Annotated in this window: 15 protein-coding genes; 3 read left to right on the top strand and 12 right to left on the bottom strand. The window is 41.2% G+C overall.

Going from position 1 to position 15,063, the window contains the following annotated elements; translation table 11 throughout:
* The 3 genes from Q0C19_RS05995 to Q0C19_RS06005 form a co-directional block, all read right to left on the bottom strand.
* A partial coding sequence (locus tag Q0C19_RS05995; protein WP_295053872.1) for a hypothetical protein occupies positions 1-696 on the bottom strand: 696 nt, incomplete at its 3' end.
* Between the two features lie 64 nt (positions 697-760).
* A complete protein-coding gene (locus tag Q0C19_RS06000) occupies positions 761-973 on the bottom strand; it encodes a hypothetical protein (protein ID WP_295053875.1) in 213 nt (70 codons plus the stop codon).
* A 3-nt stretch (positions 974-976) separates the two neighbouring features.
* Complete coding sequence (locus tag Q0C19_RS06005) at positions 977-1,198, bottom strand: hypothetical protein (RefSeq protein WP_295053877.1); 222 nt, start codon at positions 1,196-1,198, stop codon at positions 977-979.
* Positions 1,199-1,309: 111 nt separating this feature from the next.
* Here Q0C19_RS06005 and Q0C19_RS06010 point away from each other — a divergent pair, with 111 nt between their 5' ends.
* The 3 genes from Q0C19_RS06010 to Q0C19_RS06020 all read left to right on the top strand — a co-directional run bounded on the left by Q0C19_RS06010 (position 1,310) and on the right by Q0C19_RS06020 (position 7,205).
* On the top strand, positions 1,310-3,274 hold the full coding sequence (locus Q0C19_RS06010; protein WP_295053880.1) for an EAL domain-containing protein: 1,965 nt from the start codon (positions 1,310-1,312) through the stop codon (positions 3,272-3,274).
* Between the two features lie 49 nt (positions 3,275-3,323).
* Positions 3,324-6,362, top strand: coding sequence for an EAL domain-containing protein (locus Q0C19_RS06015; protein WP_295053882.1), 3,039 nt, complete (start codon positions 3,324-3,326; stop codon positions 6,360-6,362).
* Positions 6,363-6,431: 69 nt separating this feature from the next.
* Positions 6,432-7,205, top strand: a complete 774-nt coding sequence (locus Q0C19_RS06020) for a GGDEF domain-containing protein (RefSeq protein WP_295053885.1) — start codon at positions 6,432-6,434, stop codon at positions 7,203-7,205.
* Here Q0C19_RS06020 and Q0C19_RS06025 read toward each other — a convergent pair whose 3' ends face one another.
* The 9 genes from Q0C19_RS06025 to Q0C19_RS06065 form a co-directional block, all read right to left on the bottom strand.
* Positions 7,206-7,394 (bottom strand): hypothetical protein, encoded by a 189-nt coding sequence (locus Q0C19_RS06025; RefSeq protein WP_295053888.1) that lies wholly within the window; start codon positions 7,392-7,394, stop codon positions 7,206-7,208.
* Between the two features lie 202 nt (positions 7,395-7,596).
* Positions 7,597-9,141 (bottom strand): nitrogenase molybdenum-iron protein subunit beta, encoded by a 1,545-nt coding sequence (gene nifK, locus Q0C19_RS06030; protein ID WP_295053891.1) that lies wholly within the window; start codon positions 9,139-9,141, stop codon positions 7,597-7,599.
* Positions 9,142-9,145: 4 nt separating this feature from the next.
* A complete protein-coding gene (gene nifD, locus Q0C19_RS06035; RefSeq protein WP_295053894.1) occupies positions 9,146-10,615 on the bottom strand; it encodes a nitrogenase molybdenum-iron protein alpha chain in 1,470 nt (489 codons plus the stop codon).
* 14 nt (positions 10,616-10,629) lie between these two features.
* The gene (locus Q0C19_RS06040; RefSeq protein WP_295053897.1) at positions 10,630-10,989 is read right to left on the bottom strand and encodes a hypothetical protein; all 360 of its coding nucleotides are present in this window, start codon (positions 10,987-10,989) and stop codon (positions 10,630-10,632) included.
* Between the two features lie 114 nt (positions 10,990-11,103).
* A complete protein-coding gene (gene nifH / locus Q0C19_RS06045) occupies positions 11,104-12,021 on the bottom strand; it encodes a nitrogenase iron protein (protein WP_295053901.1) in 918 nt (305 codons plus the stop codon).
* Positions 12,022-12,217: 196 nt separating this feature from the next.
* The gene (locus Q0C19_RS06050) at positions 12,218-12,667 is read right to left on the bottom strand and encodes a GNAT family N-acetyltransferase (protein ID WP_295053903.1); all 450 of its coding nucleotides are present in this window, start codon (positions 12,665-12,667) and stop codon (positions 12,218-12,220) included.
* Positions 12,664-12,945 (bottom strand): hypothetical protein, encoded by a 282-nt coding sequence (locus tag Q0C19_RS06055; RefSeq protein ID WP_295053905.1) that lies wholly within the window; start codon positions 12,943-12,945, stop codon positions 12,664-12,666. Before Q0C19_RS06055 ends, Q0C19_RS06050 begins: the two co-directional genes overlap by 4 nt.
* Before the next feature lie 8 nt (positions 12,946-12,953).
* On the bottom strand, positions 12,954-13,151 hold the full coding sequence (locus Q0C19_RS06060; RefSeq protein WP_295053907.1) for a CCE_0567 family metalloprotein: 198 nt from the start codon (positions 13,149-13,151) through the stop codon (positions 12,954-12,956).
* Between the two features lie 527 nt (positions 13,152-13,678).
* Positions 13,679-15,063: methyl-accepting chemotaxis protein (locus tag Q0C19_RS06065; protein WP_295053910.1), on the bottom strand; the 1,385-nt coding region annotated here is incomplete at its 5' end.

The following is a 15,063-nucleotide window of genomic DNA, read 5'->3' on the forward strand; positions in this document are numbered from 1 at the left end:
ACGTTCTTGCAGATCTTCTGTCCGTTCATCAACTTGTCGAGAAAGCTCTTTTTGGATCGTCAGATTATGCATCCGGTAAGCGATAAAAAACGGAATTAAAATCAATGTGTAAAAAAGGGTATCTCTGAAGGCTTTGACTAAAAGCGCATGTAATTGCGCATCAATATTGCTGATTTCGATATCAGAACCCGTGATGTAAAAACGTCCGCTTGGCGAAATATGGGGCAAATAGACCGACCGGAAATGCCCCCACTGGTCTACAGACTCCTCGAACTGCATTTTACGAGTTTCAAACGCTTTGAACAATCCCGGAGTAGTTTCCGTATACTCATCGAAATAATAACTGATATCATCACCGCTTTTAAGCTCTTCAGGTGTTGCACTGCTGGAGGTAAAATAAACTTTATTCCCCTCTTGAATAATAAAGGAATAGACATATTTGACCTTCATAGTTTCAGCAAATCGTGAAAGAGAAAGACGATTGTGAAGATCCTGCTCCGATGTGATCGATTCGGCATTCATATCAGGAGTATGGAGAGATGAAGATAAAAGCTGATCGGATACACTCGCACACTGGATCAGTTTCTGATCGATCTTGGTGATCAATTCTGAACGCTGGGCAGAATACTGATAGGTTATGTACGAAACCAACGCCAAAAGATAAAATGCGACGGCACCGTAATAGTATTTTTTCATCCCTGCCAATGCCTTAGTACAATAAAATTGTTTTATTCTACTTAATATTGTCTTTTATGAAACTTCAATAGCTCCCCTCACCGACAGTAATAACAAAGTTTTCATCTACCTCTACAACTCCGAAAGAGTGCTGCCCGCAAAAACTCTCGTTCAATTCCTGCGCCCAAGCACGTGCAACCCGCATGGCGTTTTCTTTATCATCAAACGTTTTGATTTGGGGCATCCCTTTACGGATGGCACATTTGCACAACTTTTCAACGACAATATGGTGTTCCATCCCTTATCCTTTACAGCCGCAGCCGCCAACCATGCCGATGACATAATTCTCATTCACTTCAACAAGTTGAAATTCATGTTTACCGCAAAAATGTCCTTGCATATAAGCCAGTTGTGTTTGTGCCGCTTCATGAGCACCCTCTTTGGAATCAAAGGTAGTGATTTGCGACATCTCCTCTTTTTTAGCACAGCTGCATAGCTTTTCAATAACAACGTGGTGTTCCATGGAAGAATCCTTAAACAATAAATTTATAGTTCTAAACCTGCATAGAGTGTTCCAGAACACCTTTATTAGGTTATGCTATAATCATTTTAAGACATATAACGAGGCAACGCAATGGCACTAAAACATTTACAAAGCTTTAAAAATGCGGTTCAGCTTTCTGCCTTGTATCTCATTTTTGGGATAGGATGGATCTATTTTTCCGATAATGCAGTCGAACTCTTATCATCAGGGAATTCCCATGAGCTTACTCTTCTTCAAAATTATAAAGGTTGGTTATTCATTGTCATTACGACTGTATTACTCTTTCTACTAAGCTACCGTTTTTTATATCAAAAATTTTTTGAATTTTCAGAACAACTTGCAAAACAAAAAGCAGATCAAACGCTTATAGAACAAAAAAATGCTCTCTTAAATTCTCTCATCAACAGCTCTTCCGATGCTATTGTTATAAAAGGGCTGAATAAACAGTATTTTATTGTCAATGAAGCTGCGGCACAACTTTCAGGACTCTCCATCAATGAGGTTATAGGAAAAACCGCCGATGATATTTTCCCTCCTCAAACTGCAAAACTGATCAATACAATGGATAATGAACTACTGGAAAAAAAATCTTTTACAGAACATGAAGAAATAATGGTGATGCCCAATGGAGTAATACGTACAAATTGGGTCACAAAAGGGCTGCTGACGACAGAAAAGGGAGAGTTATTCGGTATCTATGGAATTTATCGCGATATTACCAAAGCCAGAGAAAATGAACAGGAAATTTTGAAGGCGAAAGAACATTTTGATTATTTAGCACATCATGATCCGCTTACAGACCTCCCTAACCGCCTCAGTTTAATAGAAATTCTCCAAGAAAAAAGCGATAGAACACCGATTGTCCCATTTGTATTGATGTTTCTGGATTTGGACGGATTCAAAGAGATCAACGACTCTTTCGGTCATCGTTTCGGCGATCAGGTACTGATCCTCTTTTCAAAGCTGCTGCAAGATCTTTTCCCGAAGGATACTATCATCATCCGTACCGGCGGCGATGAATTTGTCCTATTATTAGAATCAAAAATAGATCAGCACTCGATTCAGACGCAAATGAACCGTCTCATTCAAACACTCAACGATCCTTTTAATATCGATCAAATCGAAGTCTATATCACGGCAAGCATAGGGATTTCCCTCTACCCGGATGATTCTTCTAACTATGGAGAACTCCTCCAAAAAGCCGATGCAGCGATGTACAAAGCTAAAAGTTTTGGGCGAAATACCTATAACTTTTATAATGACGGTCTGACCCAAGAAGTATTAGGACGAACCACCCTTGCTTCCAATCTCAAAAAAGCCATTTCCAATCATGATCTTATCCTCCATTATCAACCTCAAATCAATCCAAATTCAGGAAAAATAACGGGGGTAGAAGCTCTTGTACGATGGAACACGGATGAGGGAATGATCCCGCCTGCGATCTTTATCCCTCTCGCTGAAGAGCGTGGATTGATCATTGAATTAGGATCTTTTGTCTTGGAAGAAGGGTTTAGAACCGCGGTGCGTTGGATGAGCAAAGGGATATTTAGCGGCAGAATTGCTATCAATATCTCCGCGAAACAGCTTATCCACCAAAACTTTTTACTTCAGATTGAAGAACTGCTCCATAAGACAGGGTGTAATCCTGCATGGATCGAGTTAGAGATTACAGAGAGTTCTATCCTCGAATATCCTGAAAAAATTATTGCGTTGCTCGGTGTAATCAAAAGCAAAGGGTTTAAAATTTCTATCGATGATTTTGGAACCGGCTATTCATCCTTATCCTATCTCAAGCATCTTCCTGTCGATAAACTCAAAATCGATATCTCTTTTATCCGTGATATCACAATGGAACCTAAAAATCAGACCATCGTTAAAACCATCATTGCTCTGGCAAAAGGGTTGGGGATGGTGACCATTGCAGAAGGGGTTGAAAGTGTTGAAGAACTGGAGTTTTTACGCATATGCGGTGTCGATTCTATCCAAGGATATTATTATTATAAGCCGATGGATGAAGCTGCATTATTAGAAACAATTGTAAAAATGTCTAATTAAACCATCATAATATACGCTATAATAAACCACTTATAGGAAGGCGGTGCGCATGCGTATAACCCTATTCTTTATTATTATCCTCTTCATCTCTGAACTGCAAGCAAAAACAATTCATGTCGGTGTCCTCTCCTTTCGATCCATCGCTGAAAATCAAATAATCTGGCAACCGCTTGCCGATGAAATACACGCCTATAATCCGACGCTCGAAGTCAATATCACCTCTGCTTCTTTAGAGGATTTGGACAAACTTATCGCCCAGAATGCCCTTGACTTTGTCATAGTCCATCCGGGAGCATTTGTCGAATTAGAATATAAATACGGCATTACCAACATAGCTTCTTTGGTACGCCAAATCAAAGCCGGAGGGGAACATCTTACCCTCTACGGTGGAGTTATTGTCACACTTTCCAAGCGTCATGACATTAAGTCCCTCTCCGATACCCGAGGAAAAACAATCGTTACCACCCATAAAAAGGGGACGGCTGCCATGCTGATGCAGCAAGAGACTCTTTCAAAAGCCGGCATTGATATTTTACGAGACTGTAGAATGCTTTACGTCGGTCAACCCTCAGAAAATGTCATCAAAGCATTACTTGCGGGCAAAGCCGATGTAGCCTTTCTACGAACCGGCTATATCGAAGAGATGATCGAAAATGGGGAACTTAAAAAGGATGAACTCACGGTCATCTCCCCGCGCACCGATAAAAACTTTCCGTATGCTCATTCAACACTGCTGTATCCGGAATGGGCAGTCGCATCGACGTCTCGTCCCTCCAATGAAACGGTAAAAGAGTTTACCATCGCCCTCTACAATGTCACGACCGATGCCTCAAAAGATTTCCATACATTCAGTATTCCGCTCTCGTATCAAAGTATCCGTGAATTAATGCAAAAATTTCATACTTACCCTTTTAACAATCCGCCGACACTGAAAGAGATTCTTCAGGAAAACAGCCTTTTTGTCATTTCATTTTTTGCACTTCTATCCATTGGCAGTACCCTTTTCACCCTCTACTATTTCATATCATCACGACGCATTAGATATCAATATAAACAAATCGAATCCATCTTATCGACTGCAAGCGATGGAATACATATCCATGATTTAAATGGAGTCCTCTATCAATTTAGCGATTCATTTGCGGCTATGCTTGGATACACTCGTGAAGAGATGAAGACAATGAATGTGTATGACTGGGATCACTATTTTAATCCTGAATATATCCATAAAAGAATGCATGACCTTTTGCAAAACATGACTATTTTTGATACCAAACATACGAAAAAAGATGGTTCAGTCATTGACGTTGAGATTCATGCCAAAGGGATTATTATTGACGGAAAGAACTATATTTTTGCTTCTTCCCGTGATATAACCGAACGTAAAAATAATGAAATCAAATTCCTTAAACACCAAACTATCTTTGATAATATCGCAGAAGGTGTCTATGCCGTTGATACCACCAATAAATGTACCTATATCAACAATGCCGCACTCAAAATGTTGGAACTGAGTGAAAAGGAGGTCTTAGGGAATATGCCTCATCTTCTTTTTCACTATCAATATGCGCAGGGAGGTACCTATGACGGTAGTAGTTGCCCGATTCAAGCTGCAGTAGTGGACGCTCAAGCAATCAAACTTGAAGATGTATTTATCCGCCATAACGGATCACCGTTTCCTGTTTATATCACGGTATCTCCGATTATTCAAAATACGGTAACGATCGGTTCCGTCATTACGTTTATCGATATTACCGAGCAAAAAGCGTATCAAAACCGCTTATCCGATGAAAAAGACCGATTTGATTTTATGGCACACCATGATTCCCTTACCGGATTGCCGAATCGCCTAAGCTTGATCGAATATCTGAAAATCAAATGTTCACAAACGACTCCATTCGCCTTTTTATTTCTCGATTTAGACGGTTTTAAAGAGATCAACGACTCTTACGGACACCGATTTGGAGATCAGCTTTTGATTCGTGTAGCCGAAGTCTTAAAAATTATTGCACCGTTGAATTCCCATATCCTGCGGACAGGCGGTGATGAGTTCGTCATCATTGTCGAATATAATGACGAAGAGAATCAGATTAATCTGATGATGCAGAATCTGGTCAATACGCTGCATCATCCGTTCAGTATTAGCGATATTGATATCTATATTACGGCGAGTGTCGGAATCGCTATGTATCCCGACGATGCAACCAACAGCGAAGATTTGTTCCAAAAAGCCGATGCGGCAATGTACAATGCGAAAAAAACCGGCAGAAATACCTATAGTTTTTATGAATCGAAATTTACCGATGACTCTAAACAGAAAACAATCTTATCCACCAATCTGAAAAAAGCGATTCAAAGCGGTGAACTTTCTTTGCACTACCAGCCTCAAGTCGATCACATCTGCGGAAAAATCATCGGGGCGGAAGCGTTATGTCGATGGTTTACACCTGATGGAGCGGTCTCACCCGCTCTCTTCATCCCCATTGCCGAAGAGAGCGGACTCATTTTGGAGATCGGAGAATTCGTTTTGAGACAGGGGTGCTCAGATGCGGCTCGATGGGAGAAAAACGGTCTTTTAAACGGACGTGTCGCTATCAATATTTCGGCGCGTCAACTTTCCAATGCTGATTTTATCACTACCCTTGATCGAGTCATATCCGAAACGCATTGCAATCCGAAATCGATTGAACTTGAAATTACGGAAAGCTCGATTTTAGAGGATCCGCAATACATTATCGAACTGCTCCGTACCCTTAAAAAACGGGGCTTTTTTATCTCTATCGATGATTTTGGGACAGGCTATTCATCCCTCTCCTATCTGAAGAATCTCCCCATAGACAAACTCAAAATTGATCAATCGTTTATTCGAGATATCACCAATGAGCCGAAAAATCAAACTATCGTTAAAACGATTATTGCTTTAGCCAAAGGGCTGGGGATGAAAGTACTTGCGGAGGGTGTAGAGACGGCGGAAGAACTTCAGTTTTTGCATCAACACGATATTGATTCTATCCAAGGATACTATTTTTACAAGCCGATGGATGTCGAAACAATAGAATCGTTCTTAAAAAAGAACAATCATATCTAATTAACTGCATATAGAGAAAAAATAGATACAATAGTACATATAACGAGATTTAATTAGGTATGGTTGAAGATGAGCGATTTGTATAAAGAACACATAGATATTACCAATGAAGTTAAAGAGAGCATCCAAAAACTAAAAATTGTTTTCCCTGCCGAGTACAATCGCATCTATGCTGAAAAAGCACGTTCCCATCACATTGAGCTAAAACCCAATCAAGTCATCAACTCCGAAATGCTCGATGAAAAAATGGTACGTCATCTGATCACCCTCACGAAATGTACCGATGATGCGATACATGCCATCGAAACCGAAGATAAACAGTCATTGAAAATGGTACTCCTGCAGACCAAAGCTCTCCAAGACGAGATCCACGAACTCCAAAAAATCATATATGAAGACGGCTTGACCAAAAGCTATAACCGAAAATGGTTTGAAGATACCGTCTGTAATTCTGATCGTATTTCGATCCGTGAGAGCGGTACCCTTGTTATGGTTGATCTCAATAAATTCAAACAGATCAACGACAGCTACGGGCATGTTGTCGGAGATAAAGTTCTTATACACATTGCATTCAAACTCAAAGAGAGCGGAGGACGTGTCGTCCGCTACGGAGGAGATGAATTTATGATCATCTTTGATGCCAAAGTTTCCCAGAGTGAAATCAAAACAAAAATGGATGCTATATTAGATTACTGCAATAACATTCATTTTAAAGTCGATCAGAATGAGTTTAAAATCAATTTTGCTTACGGAATGGCTCCATTCACTCAAGGTTCCGATATCAACACGGTCATAGAAATTGCCGACAAAGCAATGTACCATCATAAAACAAAAGCAGATTAACTACGAAAGCGGAGTCGTCTGAACCACAAAATAGAGTTCATCTTTGAGAGTATTGAGACTTTTAATAACGTTACTTCGCCGCGTTTCATCAAGCTCGAAATGCTGCTCAATCGAATCATAGATTCGGTCAATATTCGCATAAACTTCACTCATGACTTCGGTTTTAATTTTATCATGAACGCTTGCCATAAATCATCCTATTTGTTTGATTAAATTTTTCGACAAAAACTGAATCAAAAAAATCCCTCATAAAAGAGGGAAAGTGACGAGAATCAATGAAGTTTTGTCCCCGAGCGGGGAAATTCTGCCTCTTAAGAGGCAAGCTTTAGTACCATAGCGGCTAGCGTAGCCGAATGGAGCTTTGCTCCATTGGCGTTCAAATGATATCCGCTTAGCGAACGAGGTCGAAGAAATAGTCAGTAGTAGCGATATGCTTAGTATCTTCATCCAACTGATCAAGAACTTTGTTCGTGATCCAAGTAAGAAGATTCAATGCTCCGTCATACCCGCTGATAGAGTAACGGTGTAGGTGATGACGGTCGAAAATCGGGAATCCGATGTAGATCAACGGAGTACCGGTGTCGCGCATCAACTCTTTACCGTAGCTGTTACCGATCATGAAATCGACAGGTTCAGTGAAGAGGAGTGAACGCATGTGCCACAAATCTTTTCCAGCCCATACATTCAAACTGTCTTTAGCCGGAGAGGTATCGAGCAATGCTCTCATCTCAGCTTCCCAACCGTTTGGTGCATTGTGGCAAAGAACGTGAGTCGGCTCAGCGCCCATCTCTAACAAGAATGAAACGGCTCCGAGAAGGAAGTCAGGATCACCCCAGATAGCGAATTTTTTACCGTGCATGTACGGATAGCTGTCTTGCATAGCATCGACAAGGCGACCACGCTCAGTTTTAAGTTTTTGTGGAACTTCAGTTCCAGTCAATTCTGCGAGTTTCATTACGAACTCATCCGTCCCTTTAAGACCGATCGGGTTAGAGAATCCACCAGCATGTTTCCAACGTTTTTCGACCATTTTCATCGTTTTAGACGTTGCATATTTTTGAAGAGAGATTGTTGCAGAAGAGTTAATACAATCTTTTGCATCATCAATTTTTGTTCCGCCTTGGAACATTTCGTAGTTACCTGCCGGCATATCCCATTGATCAGAGTGGTCGCCCAACATGATATAGTCTGTGCCGAATGCTTCTACGATGCTTTTTACTGAACGGAGGCTTCCGATATACGTTTCAAAACCAGGGATGATGTTGATACGTTGTTTCGTTTCACCTTTTTGACCTTCAGTGAGTTGTGACATGATACCGTGCATCATGTTATCATAACCCGTGATATGGCTTCCTACGAATGAAGGAGTATGTGCATAAGGGATCGGATATTCTTCAGGTAAAAACTCACCTTTATCTTCTTCTTTTGCAGCAAGGATAAACGCTTGCAAGTCATCACCGATAACTTCTGCCATACAGGTAGTTGAAACCGCGATCATTTTAGGTTTATACACTGCAGCACAGTTTTTAAGACCCTCTTTCATGTTTACCAAACCACCGAATACCGCAGCATCTTCAGTCATAGAGTCAGAAACACATGGAGTCGGCTCTTTGAAGTGTTTAGTAAAGTATGAACGGAAATAGGCTACACAACCGTGTGAACCGTGAACGTAAGGCATAGTACCTTCGAATCCGAGAGCAACCATGACAGCCCCGAGAGGTTGACATGCTTTTGCAGGATTGACGGTGATCGCTTCACGAGCAAGGTTTTTCTCACGGTAATCCCATGATTTAGTCCACTCAGCGATTTCATCTACTTTCGCAGGGTTGATTGCGAGCATAGAAGATTCGAATTGTTTTTTGTTTGCGAGTACTTCTGCGTACTCTGGGCGTTTAAACAGGTCTTTCCCGTTTACGATTTTTTCTACTTCTTGCATCGTCTCAACCTTCCTTTTCCCATGGTGCTTTACTGTGAGCCCATACAGGTGAATTAATTGCTAAATCCATATCTTGTGCGAAAATCGCGAATCCGTCGTATCCGTGGTAAGGTCCGCTGTAATCCCAAGAGTGCATTTGGCGATATGGGAGACCCATTTTTTGGAATACATACTTCTCTTTGATCCCAGAAGCTACCAGGTCAGGTTGAAGTTTTTTAACGAACGCTTCAAGCTCATACTCGTTGACATCATCGTAGATAACGGTTGAGCGGAAAATCTCTTCTTTTGTACGTTTGTAGTCATCATCATGAGCGAACTCATACCCGGTTCCGATTACTTCCATACCCAAATCTTCGTAAGCACCGATAACGTGACGAGGACGGAGACCGCCGACGAACAACATAACCGTTTTACCGTCAAGACGCGGTTTATATTTTGCGATAACCGCATCGATCATCGGTTGGTATTTAGCGATAACTTCTTCACATTTTGCTTGGATACTTTCGTCGAAGAAAGCAGCAATTTTGCGAAGTGATTTGATCGTTTGGCTCGGTCCGAAGAAGTTATACTCGATCCAAGGAATCCCGAACTCTTTTTCCATGTGACGGCTGATGTAGTTCATTGAACGGTAGCAGTGAAGCAAGTTCAATTTAACTTTTGGTGTCAATGCCATCTCTTTAAGAGTCGCATCTCCAGACCATTGTGCAACAACACGGAGACCCATTTCCTCTAAAAGGATACGGCTAGACCATGTATCACCACCGATGTTATAGTCACCGATGATTGCAACGTCGTACTCAGTCGGTGTAACATCACTAGTATTGATATGGCTAAGATCACCGTCAAAAATAAAGTCACGAACCGCGTCATTGGCGATGTGGTGACCCAATGATTGAGATACCCCACGGAAACCTTCACAGTTAACCGGAACGATCGTTTTACCAATCTCTTTTGCTTTTGTTTTCGCTACGGCATTGATATCATCACCGATCAAACCGATCGGACACTCTGATTGGAATGTAATACCGTTATTAAGTGGGAAAAGTACTTCGATTTCATCGACACACTTGCCCAATTTTTTATCTCCACCGAAAACGATGTTATTCTCTTGGAAATCCGAAGAGAAGTTCATCGTAACGAAAGTATCAACACCGGTTACCCCGATATAATAGTTACGTCTGCCTGCACGGCTGTATTGACCGCATCCGATAGGACCGTGAGAGATATGGATCATGTCTTTGACCGGACCCCATACAACCCCTTTAGACCCTGCATAAGCACAACCGCGTTGGCTCATAACACCCGGAACGGTTTTTTTGTTTGAGCGGACATCACCGCAGGTTTTTTGATTTTCATCATTGGGAGATCCGACACCGAGATGTTTTTCACGGTTTTTCGCCGCTTTCTCAGGATACGCTTTTAAGATCTCTTCAATGGCCGCTTTTTGTTTAGCTTCTAGTGTTTCTGGACCCATAATACACCCCTTCCTTACGCGACTTCGATACGGAATTGTTCCATCGAATCTAAGTTGTGACACAATTTCATTGTTTCATCATCCGCTGCATCTACACGTTTAGAAATAGCAGACATTTGGTAACGGTTCATGTAGATCATGTATTTTTGTGCTTTATCCGGATTCTCTTCTTTGAAGTAGTGAACCATAGCACGGAACAAGAAAGTATCTTTGTTCGTGTAGCTCAACCACTCTTTATCTTTATCTTTTGTACCCATCAAAAGTTTGATCTCTTTAACGTCACTGATATCAACACCGGCAATTTTTTCTGCAACTAATTCGTCTGGAATAATATTCCCCATTGAAGCTGGGAAGTGAAAACCTAATACAAACATCTAATCTCCTTTTTCTGTTCTTTTCTTTTCATTATTAACAAGATGTTATTTGTCATTTTCATGACGGCCATTGAAGATTCCTCAAAAGAGGAACCCTCGGGGTAACGTGACTTATTACGCTTCGTGAGCTGCTTTACCGACTTGTGATTCGTCAACTTCGTCTTCAAGACCGAAAGCAAGAAGCAAGTCTTCGAGTTCGTCCATACTGATTGGAGTAGGGATAATTTTCATATCGTTATAAACGATTTTGCGAGCAAGCTCTTTATATTCGCGAGCTTGGTCAGAGTATGGGCTGTATTCAACAACCGTCATACGGCGAAGCTCAGCATGCTGAACGATGTTGTTACGTGGTACGAAGTGGATCAATTGAGTTCCAAGGCGTTGAGCAAGCTCTAGTGCCAAATCGTACTCTTTGTCAGTCATACGAGCGTTACAGATAAGACCTGCAAGACGTACTCCACCGGTGTTTGCGTATTTCAAAATCCCTTTAGAGATGTTGTTAGCCGCGTACATCGCCATCATTTCACCTGACATAACGATGTAAATTTCTTGTGCTTTACCTTCACGAATCGGCATAGCAAATCCGCCGCAAACAACGTCACCAAGAACGTCATAAGAGACGAAATCCAAACCGTCTTCATCGTATGCACCCTCTTCTTCGAGGAAGTTAATCGCTGTAATAACACCGCGACCTGCACAACCAACTCCCGGTTCTGGTCCGCCAGACTCTGTACAGTTGATCCAACCGCCCGGAGTTTCACGATCGAAAAGACCTTTACCCCAAAGACGAGCTTGTTCCATCTCAACGTCTTCAATTGTTCCCATTTCCGCTGCAAGAGAAAGAATAGTATCTTGTGCTTTCTCGTGAAGAATCAAACGAGTTGAATCCGCTTTCGGATCACAACCAACGATCATAATATTTTTACCGAAGTAATGTGACATTGCTGCCAATGTATTTTGAGATGTGGTAGATTTACCGATCCCACCTTTTCCGTAGAACGCGATTTGTCGCAAGCTAGCTGCTCCAGCCATGTTAACCCCTTTTTGTGAACTTCACTTAGGTTGATGCAAGGGGTGTTCTAAGGTTTTTTGCGACATTTCATCCAACAAAGCGACAAAATGACACTTTGCAGACAAATTTGTAGGAATGGCTCTTGCAGGGGTCGGACACAATCGATTTTGTAGGTTTTAGAAGGGTTGTAGATTATGTTTTATAGAAGAAGTTATTTCAGTATGACAATCGAAGACGATACATTAGCCCCATATGGCTGGTTGTAAATCCGTGTTTTTGATAGAATGCGATAGCGCCGCTGTTGCGGTTGTCGGCCCCGAGGGCAAGCCGACCGTATTTTTTTTTCGCAGACTCTGCGATCAACGCTTCCAGCAGAGACGATCCGATCCCTTTCTCGCGATATGAGTGTGTGACGATCATATCTTCGATCAGTCCGACATGTTCTCCTATCGCCGTAGAGACAAGAGACTGCATCGATATCATACCGACAACGCGCCCATCCCATTCGGCAATCAAAACGACCGCATTCGGCGTATCGAGCAAAAGTTTCAATCCGCGACATTGTTTTTCGGCATCGACGGCAAAGTCATCTTCAATACTAAATAGCTCACAGAGCAAGTTCGCCATTTCGGGAATATCGTTATAGGCAGCGTAACGAACGATCATCGTCCGGTTTTCATCCGTTCTAGTATTTCACCCAATTTGTCATGGCGCAGCTGTATCAGCCGCTCGATCTCATCATAATCGAATTTTCCGAAATACGCCATATCAAAAAGTCTGATAAGAGCTGCGCGACAACAGCTCTTGTCACACTCTGTGACGAGTTTCTTTGCTTTTTTATACGGAAGTGAGGTCTCTTGAAAAATGGTGATCGCTTCGGCAACACTCTTGTTGCCGCATTCGCAGATTTCACGTGCCAAGACTTCTTCTTTGGTAGCCATCATCTAAACCCTTAGAGGGAATGCTCCGCTTTGTAGGCATTGGCCTTTTCAACCGCTTCATAAAGCTTTTGCGCAAGTTCAGGCATTTTAACGTGATTCGTCCACACCGCGTCTTCGACGATATCGTGGATTTCAGAGGCGATTTCTATCGCTAAACGTTTCAACTTTGCCAACTCTTTTTTCTGATCCATTTCCGTTATATCCGACATACTAAATCCTTTTTCTGCTTTAAATGCATTTTTTATTCATCTTAGTGCTCTGATTGGATTTTGCAAAGAAAAAACTGAAGAGAATCAAGCGAAAAAAAATGCTTATAAAACTCTCATACGAATATCGGCATACTTCTTAAGTTCTCCAAAATCAGACTCAAAACAGACTGAACAATATCAGTCATGTAACCCTGAAGTCAGATGTTCCCTGCCGAAGAATCTTCGTTAAAGTGAACGCTCAAACGATCACTTTTATTTATGAGCAAATGCTTACTAGAACCAAAGAGTAATTCTCTTTGCAAGAAAGGTACAACATGATACGTTTACTCAAAAGATTGTTTCGATTCCGCAGTAGAAGTCATAAGGAATACCATATCACCAACATTGCGTTTGGATGCTTTGAATAAGATCGCATCCATCAGCAGAAAATTACCGATATTGTATTGTCTTGCTTGGCCGATCAGCATGATTCGGCCATTTTGATTACCCTTTACCCTTAGCATTAAGGTGTCTCATAGGCAATAGAGTTATGTTCTAAATGCTCCGAGCTGTCCTCTTAAAACTTCCGCCAATCTGTATAAATTCCCCGTGGCTGAGGCAATCTCTTCTACGCTTCGTGCATTTTCAAAAGATATCTCATCCACTTTTTGAAGTTTTTTTCCTACCGTTTCCATCATTTTTGTTATATTTTGCACACTATTAAAATTTATATCGGCAGATTCAGAAGCGTTATTCATAGCACTTGCCATTTTATTGATCTTCTCTTCAACCTCATTGGAAGACATGGATATCTCATGCATTTTTGCGGCATTAATATTTATATCTTCACTCGCATCAATAATGGATTGGGTAATGACACTTATTGACAGGTTTGTCTCTGTCAGAGATTTTTGAGTTCGCTCCGCCAGCTTTCTTACTTCATCTGCCACTACAGCAAAACCTCGGCCGTGTTCACCTGCACGTGCGGCTTCTATCGCCGCATTGAGGGCTAATAAGTTTGTTTGATCCGCAATATCGCTGATGACCGACAAAACCCCTTTTACCTGATCGGCATTTTTTGATAATTCATCTAACTTCCCGGCCAAAATGAGTTCTCTAGAAGATGCTTCATTGATACTATAAACCATTTTGAGAATAATATCTCTTGAGCTTTTTATATTATGAGAAGCAAAAACAATTTCCTCTTTTGTTTTCGAACTCTCTTCTAATGAGGTAAGGATAACCCCTTTCAATTCCTGAGCCATAGTATTGGTCTCATCAATCAGTTTTGTCTCTTCTTCCACCCTATTGGATATTCCCAAAGAAGTTACGCTTAACTGTTCTGCTACCGCCGCATTTTCATTGGAGGAATGTTTAATCCCCTCCATTGTATTTCTAAGAGACTCGAATAACGAATTAATGCTTTTAGCCATAATCCCTATCTCATCATTATTTTTTGCATTAAAATGGGTGGTTAGATCTTTTTGATTGGCTGAAGTAAACAGTTTATTGCCGATCTCACTTAATGGCGAAATCAAATTGGATACAAAATACATCGCGATACCAATCACAAAGGCACTAACGATCCCTAAAATTACAACCGTATTTTTTAAAGTTGTAGCGTCTCTCGTGATTTCACTGGTCAACCCCGTAGCGACTATCATGATTTTCCAGTCGCTATAGGGGGTAAAGACAGCGAATCTATCGACACGTTTATCCCCTTCATTCGATTGATATTCAATCGATCCGCCCTCTTTTTTCTCTAGCATTTGCTTAAAAATAGGATTACCGTTTGCATCCGTTAATTTCAGCGAAGTCTGACCTTGTAATGTAGGATGTATAAGAAAATTACCTTTTGTATCTCCCTCTTTCATGTCCAAAACATAAAAATATCCGCTTTCTCCGACTTTTAGCGTTTTGATTTGATTCGTTA

The organism is Sulfuricurvum sp., assembly GCF_023250475.1.
In the GTDB taxonomy this organism is placed as follows: Bacteria; Campylobacterota; Campylobacteria; order Campylobacterales; family Sulfurimonadaceae; genus Sulfuricurvum.